Here is a 7,629-nt window from a genome sequence, read left to right on the forward strand (position 1 = left end):
ATCAGCGCACTACGCCTGGCCGGGCACAAGAGCATCGCCCCCGCCCTGCGGGCCACCGCCCGCAGACCCGAGCGCGTCCTCCAGATCATCGGCCTGATCAGCGAAAAGGGACTTTGACGGAGCCCTGCTGAGGAGGCATCAATGCCCGAGGTCTTCATCAACTACCGCACCGGCGACGGTAACAAGACGTCGATCACGATCGAACGGGAGCTCTCCCACCGTTTCGGAAGCGAGCGGATCTTCCGGGCTTCGAAGTCGATCCCGCTCGGGTCGCAGTGGCCCGAGGAGCTGCTGGTCAACGCGCGGCGGTGCGCGGTTCTGATTGCCGTGATCGGCCCGAAATGGGCGCAGCACGAGGCGTTGCGCGATCCGCAGGACTGGGTGCGGCGGGAGCTCCTCGAGGCGCACCGCAACAACAACACCATCATCGCGGTCATGGATGGCCATGAGGTGGACCGGCTGCGCAGCTCCGACCTGCCTCCGGAACTCGACTGGTTCGCCACCAGCCAGTCCTACCGCCTGGACGAGCACAACATCGGGCGTGACCTCAACACCCTCGGCGACAAGCTGAGCGAACTCGTCCCGGCCCTGCGCGCCGCCGACGCCAGCCGGGCGGACTCGGCGGTCCCGCAGCTGGCCACGAACTCGGTCGGGGAGGCATACGGCACAGTCCTGTCCGGCGTCACCGTCACCGACGGTGACGCCGGGGGAACCATCGTGAAGGGAACGAGTGGGGCGGTGAACGTCGGGCCGGGGAACTTCTACAACAACTCGCCGCAGTTCTCCGGAAACGGCGTCAACTACACGGCGGGTTCCCACACGGGCGACATCAACCAGCGCTTCTCCGTCGCGCCGGAGGCACCGGGGCAGGAATGAGCGATCAGACGAACATCAGCATCGGCGGTGCCGGGGTTCTCAACCTCTTCACCCACGGCGGATCTGCGGACAACCGGGCAGATGCGTGGACCCCGCACCGGATTCCCGAGGATGACCTTACCTGGCTATATGACCGGTTCGTCCAGCCACCTGGCTACCGAGAGGCACGCAGGGTCCTGATGGTCCATCGAACCGTGCTGCTGCGCGGAGAATCTGGCAGTGGACGACAAACAACGGCGCGGATGCTTCTCCATGATCTCGCCAGGCCGTCCGGCACACTCCATGCCCTTTCACCGGAGACCGACGATGGCGGCCCGACGATTCCACCGGATCGTATCGATGCCGGTGACCAGATGTGGCTTGACCTCACTACCGCGGATGACGTCCTCTGGCGCAGGATCAACGGCGAGCTGCCGGCGCTCCGTGCGACCGTGGAGGATCGCAGGGCGTATCTGGTGGTGATTCTCCCGGAGCGGGCACGTGTTCCCAGCGACGTCGACCGGATCCTCGTCGAGATCGAGCGGCCCGACGCAACCGAGGTCCTGCTGAGGCACCTGCGGACGGCGCAGATTGATCTCGGTGAGAAGGCCCAGCTCGATGCCGACCTCGCCGCCGCTCCGGGGCGAGTTCCTCCCCTGCGGTGGGTGGCAGAACTCGCCGCGCTGGTCTGTCGCGCACGTGACCGGGACTCCACCGGCGGCGCCGCCCAATGGTACGCACGCGCCAAGGCTGCCGTGGCCGATCAGTCGCTTCGGGTAGCGGAGATACTGCGAGAGGTCGACGGTGGTGTCGATAGTGGTCTCGAACGGGCGCTTCTGCTGACGGTCGCGATGGTTCATGAGGGGTCGTTGCGCGATGTGCACGCGGCCGCCGAGATGCTGTTGCAGGTCACGGAACACCCGCCGACGGAGACGCCGCTGCTGTTGCGGAACGATCTCGCGGCGTGCCTCGACACCATCGATGCCGGCGAGGATGCGTCCGGCCAGGTCCACTTCACCCGGCTCGGCCTCGACGTGGCCGTTCGTCTGCACTACTGGAACCATCGGCCCGATCTGCGGCCCTATCTGATCCGCTGGATCGACCGAGTGGTCGAGTCATCCGTCCTGACGCAGGACGGGCTCATGCAGCTGGTCACCCGCTTTTCCGAGCAGTGCCTGCAGAACCGCCACCCGGATGACCTGTCCACACTCCAGGAGAAGGTGCGGAGATGGACGGCCGGGTCCACGTCCCCTTACGGGCAGAGTGCGTGCGCGGCGTCACGGGCTCTCGACTGCGCACTGCGAAACGAGGCCGCCGCCGGTCAGTTCCGGAGAAAGATCCTCGACTGGTCGACGGAGCCGAAGCTCAGTGCCGCTCTCACCCACGTTCTGGTCGAGATGTGCGTCGAGGTGATCTCGGAGCGATATCCCGATCAGGCTCTGGTCCGGCTGCACCATCTGACCCGCCGCCACCGTGACCTGACAGAGCCGCGGTCGGCGCTGCTGCGACTCGTCGAACAGGTCCCGGGCCTGCGGCGGCAGATGTTCGACCGGCTCGCGCAGACCTTCGGCTCGGTGATGGGCTCGGACCGGGCGCGATGGGCTGTGGACACCGGCCTCTTCCTGGACCTTTCCGCGCCCGAGGTCCTCCTGTACCCCCATGACCGTCTCGCCGAGCCACTTCTGGACGAGCCTGCGGTGCGCGAGCATCTCGCTCTCTGCTGGGGCGGTGTGCTGACCACGGAGCCGGCTGTCTGGGCTGGACGCCTGCGCAGTTGGCTGCTGGCGTTGACGAAGGACGAGCAGCATCGCGAGACGGTCCTGGATCTGCTGGTGGCCGGTTGCCACCGGCAGGTCGACGCTCTCTCGGCTCTGTACGAGGTCGCCGGTACCTGGGCTGAGGACGCCTCCGCCACCGAGGCCTCGGCACGTGACCAGATCAGAACACTGCTGCTGCGGAAGATCCGTACAGCGCGTAGACCCATATCGAAATGACTCGCAGATGATGAGCCTGTTTCGTTGCACCTCGCTCGACCGCGATCGTCGCGGGTCGACGCCAACGATGGAAAATCCTCAATGCAGGGGGGAAATGCTGTGCTGTTCGGCCGTAAATACTTTCTCGGCCTACTCGGCGCCGCCGGAGGGCTGGTCCTGGTTCTTGTCCTTCCCTGGAGCAGGCTGCCCTGGGGGCGGCTGGTGGTGCTGCTCGTACTGGCCGCTGCTGTCACCGGGCTGATTCTCCTGCGCAGACCCGCTCGTCGCCATCGCGGGTTCGCGGATGTGGGCGATCATTTCCCGCCGCCCGCACCGATGCCGGCCATGGCGCCGATCAACGAGACCCGTCTGGATGACGTCAGAGTTCCGAGTGACACCTGCGACTACTATTTCCAGTTCTCGGCCACCGTACGCTGGGCGCAGACTGATCCGCATCGGGTCACCACGCTCGTCAACCAGGCCGCCGCCGCGTGTGAGGTGATCATGCAGCGTGCCAGGCAGGTGACCGAGAAGATTTCGCCGGCTCAGGTGGCGCTCGCGGCCCAGGAGCTGGGGGGAGCACTTGGCTATCCGGAGCCTGATCGCTCCGGCAGCCTCATGGTGATGGCCGAGGGCATCAAGCTCGCACTCGACCACGAGGATCAGGAACGTCTGCGAAAACTTGCGGACCTGCGCAAGGACGAGGAGATCTGGCAGGCGCAGTGGCGCTCGGATCAGCGCAGGCGTCAGCACCTCGCGGACGACGTACTCAGGGACACCGGCAGCACCGTCGTGTGGTGGCTTGCCCGTAACGACCACAAGGTCGACACAGCCGTCGGGGATCTGCACAAGCTCGCCCGGTTGTCCGCCGCCGCGAACAACCGCGACCTGCCGGACTGGTATCACCGCCTCGACCATTCCCCGGTGCGGCCGACGGCCTCCGATCCGAGCGGCTCAGACGACTTGGGGGACACGGACAATCTGGGGAACGTCATCCTCGCCGGACCGCCGGACATGCCGCCGGAGACGGCTGCCGGCGTCCTGGAGAGGCTGCTGGACACGGCAGGCCTGGGGCGGGACCAGGACAAGGACCGGAGGCTGCGACGGCTGCTCACCGACGAGATCGCCGAGGTCTTCCGCGACCACCAGTTGGACGACTTCGCGCGGATCGTGCGTCCGACGCCTTCCGCTGCCTCTCCAACGAGCCCGGCGGGGCCCGTGTCTGCTCCTCCACCTACTGACCAGGATTCGGATGGAGGCCGCCGTGTGGATGCGGATCCGGCCGGCGGTGCTGACGGGCACGCGCACCCGGTGGCAGGAGTCGACCAGGCCGCCGACGACAGCGGCACTGGGCCGCTGGGGGACCGGCGCAGGTAGGGCGGTCGCCTACTACCTCCCTCGACGTCGCGGACTGGTCGGGTACGTTCCCGTCGATGTCCAAGCTGGCCGTGCGGGCCGAGGCGTCGGAGTCCACCGCCCGGCGTGCGCTCTCTCGGGCCTGCCAGCGCCCGGCCCGCGGGCCGGGCGCTGGGTGGGTACCCCGGTGCTGGGTGATGTGGGGTCGGAGATCCAGGCATCCGCGAGGGTGGTCTGCAGCCAGTCGGCGAGATCGACGGCGAGGTCGGCCGGGGGTGTTGCGGGGGTGGCGAAGAAGGTGGTGACGCCGCCGCGGGAGCTGCGGGCGGAGACGGGCCAGGCGCTGATCCAGCCGGGCAGGTCCGGTTCCGGCACGGTCACGCCCATCTGTGCGCAGGCTTCGTCCGGTGTGGTGGGGCTGTCCGCCGCCCATTGCAGTGCGCGGGACAGTTCGGTGTTGTCCGGGTCGTCGACGGTGACGATGAGCCGGCGGGAATGGGGGAGGAGTTCGGCCAGTGCCGCGGCCACCGCCTCTTCGACGCGCCGCCGGGAGGAGAGCAGGTGCGCGGCGGCGACGGGCGGCGGTTCGGTGGCGCCGTCGGTCGACGAGTCGTCCTCCTCTGACAGGATGAGGTCAATCACCGTCGCTTAGGCAATGGATGGGCCTTCGTTCGGATATCCCCGCATCCCACGGCCCCGCCTTCCTGGCGCTTTCGCATGCCGACGACCTGAACTGACACCAGTATTCCACCCCACCCCACCCCACCCGGCCCGGCTCGAACGGGCAGGATGGGGCCCATGGCCGCCATTGTTGTCGCCGGCGTGGTGAACGTGCAGCAGACGATTCCGGTGGATGGATTCCCGGTGTTCTACAGCCCGGTGCGCTACTCGCGCCTCCCGCTGCGCCTTGAGGTCGCCGGGGTCGGTGGGAACGTCGCGCGGGGCCTGGTGGCGCTGGGTGACGAGGTGCGGCTGGCGACGTTCCTCGCCCAGGACGCCGCCGGCCGCCTGGCTCGGGACACCCTGACCCGCGAAGGGCTCGCCGATTCGGGAGTGCTGGACACGGATGCCTCCGCGCAGTCCGCCGTCCTCGTCGATCCTGATGGCCGCCGGCAGATCATCACGGATCTGAAGGGTCTGCCCACTGCCCGCTATCCGGCACCCGTGTTCCGCGCGTTGCTGGACGGGGCGGAGCTGGCATCGATCTCCACGATCGGGTTCGCCCGCGACCTGCTGCCCATTGCCACCGCCGCAGGGGTTCCGATTGCCGTCGATCTGCAGGCGACCAGTGGCCTGGACGACACCTACGCCGCGGACTGGCTCATGCATGCGTCGATCGTCTTCTGCTCGGCGGAGAACCTCACCGTGGCCCCGGCGGAGTTCGCCGCGCAGGTCCTGGCCGCCGGGCGTGCCCGGATCGTCGTCGTCGGTCTGGGAGCGCACGGCTGCCTGCTGGCGGTGGCAGGCCGCGCCCCTCGCACCGTCGCAGCCCGAGCGCCGTTCGGAGTGGTAGACACCACCGGTGCCGGTGACGCGCTGTTCGCCGGGTTCCTGCACACCTGGCTGCGAACAGGTGACCCGGACCAGTCGATCATCACCGCGGCGCTCGCCGCCGGCTGGACGGTCGGATTTCCGGGAACAGGCCGGTATCCCACCGGCGCCGACCTCGACGCGTTGGCCTCCAGCGCCGCGCGCGAGCTGGGCTGAACCCGTCGTGCTACCGCCCCCGTGGCCCCGGCCCGCGGCCGGCTGTGGACGAGCAGGCCGGGCCGGTTCGGAGCCGGCGGGCCGATTACACGGCCGTGACGGCGAGGGCGGTGCGGTCGATGCGGGCGAGGAGCTCGCGGGCTCCGGGCTCGCGTTGGTAGGGCGCGAGACGTCCGCGGAGGTCCTTCATCGCGGTGACGTAGCGGGCGGAGGTCGGGACTCCGGCGGCGATGTCCATGGCCTGGTGGGTGGCGGCGATGGCTGCGTCGATGTCGTTGGTCTGGGCGTAGCCGACGGCGACGACGGTCTGGGAGAGCGCCCCGCGGCGGCCGCGGTTCTGTTTGCGGGCGGCGGTGACGGACTGGCGGGCGTAGCGCTGGGCCTCGGCGGGGTCACCGACGTCGCGGAGGCTGTTCGCGATCTCGCCGGCGATGTAGGGCTCGTCGATGAACTTCGCCCACTCGGGTTCGTTGCCGACGTTGATGAGACCGAAGGTCCGCTCCGCGGCGCTGATGGCCTGGGCGGTCTCGGTGCCACGGCCCATCGCAGCCAGCGCGCGAGCCTCCAACACGTAGAGATCTGTCAACGCGGCCGGGGCGCGCAGGCCACGCAGACCGTGCTGGCCGGTGCGGGCGAGACGCAACCCCTCCTCGGGATGGCCGAGCATTGTCGCCTGGTCGGCGAGACCAGCGAGGACGTGGGAACCGAGCATCCGGTTCCCGGACGCCTCCGCGAGGCGCAGCGACTGGATGAGGTAGCGCTGCGCGAGACCATGCTGTCCGCTGTCGAAGGCCATCCACCCGGCGAGGTAGGTCTGCTCCGCGGCCACCTCGGCCAGTGCCTGCTGGATCTGCGCCGGCTGGGATTCCTTGAGCAGTGGCAGGACGTGTTCGGTGAGGTACTGGGCCACCGCCCGGCGGGCGATCTCCCCGCCGCCCTGGATGACGTCGATCTCCTGGAACACACCGAACATCGTCCGGAGGTGGTCGTGCCCAGTGCCGCCACTTCCAGAGCGGACGGTTGCGCCGCGCGGGACCCCGCTCCGGAACCGGAGCAGCGGCCAACCGTGCTTCTCGTCCCCTGGGGTGCGAACGGGCGGGCAATCGTCGTGCAGGCGGGGTCGGACTCGGTCGACCTGAGCCGGGTGCTCGCGGAGCTTCCCGCAGGGCTCGAGTTCTCGGAGTCCTACGGCGACGTCGACGTGATCCTCGTCTACCGGGCTCCGGGTGCTCCGTTCCCTGGCCCGAAGCCAGGCGGCCCAGACGACATCCTCTCCTCGGGGCGCCGCCGGGCCGCCGAGACGAGAACGCACCGCTGCGTGCGCACGCGCTGATCCAGGTACATCCTCAGACCGGCGCTGGGACGGGCCGGGCTCGGCGAGTGGGAGTTTCACCCACCGCCGGGCCCGGCCCGCCCGCGTTGCGCTCCTGCGTGCTGAGGGACCCGCCAGATCAGGGTCAGGTAGTGGTCCATATCAAGTTCGCATATTCTTCTGCCCCCGCCAGTCCTTTTGCTTGACGCTTACTAACTAGAAACTAAGTTATCGGAGCGTTGGTCGGTCGGCGTCGAGATTCTGAGAATGTCGTGAGATAATTGAATCATGGAGCAAGGGTCCGGTTCTCGCATTCCTCGACGCATGCTGGAGGATGTCCGGCTACTTGCGTTGAACGCAGTGGACAGGGGTATGCATCCGCGAGATGCGGCGTTGGCGTTCGGCGCCGGCGTTTCCACCGTGTAC

At 68.4% G+C, this 7,629-nt stretch carries 7 protein-coding genes; 5 read left to right on the top strand and 2 right to left on the bottom strand.

Annotated elements, in window-relative coordinates:
• Positions 1–141 precede the first annotated feature (141 nt).
• The 3 genes from AB1460_RS34650 (at position 142) to AB1460_RS34660 (ending at position 4,205) form a co-directional block, all read left to right on the top strand.
• Positions 142–876, top strand: coding sequence for a toll/interleukin-1 receptor domain-containing protein (locus AB1460_RS34650; protein WP_368966578.1), 735 nt, complete (start codon positions 142–144; stop codon positions 874–876).
• Positions 873–2,849: a hypothetical protein gene (locus AB1460_RS34655; RefSeq protein ID WP_368966579.1), complete on the top strand. Its 1,977-nt coding sequence runs from the start codon at positions 873–875 to the stop codon at positions 2,847–2,849. Before AB1460_RS34650 ends, AB1460_RS34655 begins: the two co-directional genes overlap by 4 nt.
• An 81-nt stretch (positions 2,850–2,930) precedes the next feature.
• Positions 2,931–4,205, top strand: a complete 1,275-nt coding sequence (locus tag AB1460_RS34660; protein WP_368966581.1) for a hypothetical protein — start codon at positions 2,931–2,933, stop codon at positions 4,203–4,205.
• A 12-nt stretch (positions 4,206–4,217) separates the two neighbouring features.
• On the opposite strand, the gene AB1460_RS34665 is transcribed toward AB1460_RS34660, so the two are convergent.
• On the bottom strand, positions 4,218–4,826 hold the full coding sequence (locus AB1460_RS34665; protein WP_368966582.1) for a hypothetical protein: 609 nt from the start codon (positions 4,824–4,826) through the stop codon (positions 4,218–4,220).
• A gap of 156 nt (positions 4,827–4,982) precedes the next feature.
• Between AB1460_RS34665 and AB1460_RS34670 the strand changes: the two genes are divergently transcribed.
• The gene (locus tag AB1460_RS34670) at positions 4,983–5,891 is read left to right on the top strand and encodes a carbohydrate kinase family protein (RefSeq protein ID WP_368966583.1); all 909 of its coding nucleotides are present in this window, start codon (positions 4,983–4,985) and stop codon (positions 5,889–5,891) included.
• A gap of 85 nt (positions 5,892–5,976) precedes the next feature.
• Here the strand turns inward: AB1460_RS34670 and AB1460_RS34675 are convergent, their stop codons facing one another.
• Positions 5,977–6,855, bottom strand: a complete 879-nt coding sequence (locus AB1460_RS34675) for a DPY30/SDC1 family protein (RefSeq protein WP_368966584.1) — start codon at positions 6,853–6,855, stop codon at positions 5,977–5,979.
• A 102-nt stretch (positions 6,856–6,957) separates the two neighbouring features.
• Between AB1460_RS34675 and AB1460_RS34680 the strand changes: the two genes are divergently transcribed.
• Positions 6,958–7,224: a hypothetical protein gene (locus AB1460_RS34680; RefSeq protein ID WP_368966586.1), complete on the top strand. Its 267-nt coding sequence runs from the start codon at positions 6,958–6,960 to the stop codon at positions 7,222–7,224.
• Positions 7,225–7,629 lie beyond the last annotated feature (405 nt).

Origin of the sequence: Parafrankia sp. FMc2, from assembly GCF_041008525.1 — a bacterium.
Classification (GTDB): domain Bacteria; phylum Actinomycetota; class Actinomycetes; order Frankiales; family Frankiaceae; genus Parafrankia.

What these genes read in the sequence shown, in the direction of transcription:
- AB1460_RS34650 (WP_368966578.1), top strand. Translation starts at nt 142, where the DNA reads ATGCCCGAGGTCTTCATCAACTACCGCACCGGCGACGGTAACAAGACG.
- AB1460_RS34655 (WP_368966579.1), top strand. Translation starts at nt 873, where the DNA reads ATGAGCGATCAGACGAACATCAGCATCGGCGGTGCCGGGGTTCTCAAC.
- AB1460_RS34660 (WP_368966581.1), top strand. Translation starts at nt 2,931, where the DNA reads ATGCAGGGGGGAAATGCTGTGCTGTTCGGCCGTAAATACTTTCTCGGC.
- AB1460_RS34670 (WP_368966583.1), top strand. Translation starts at nt 4,983, where the DNA reads ATGGCCGCCATTGTTGTCGCCGGCGTGGTGAACGTGCAGCAGACGATT.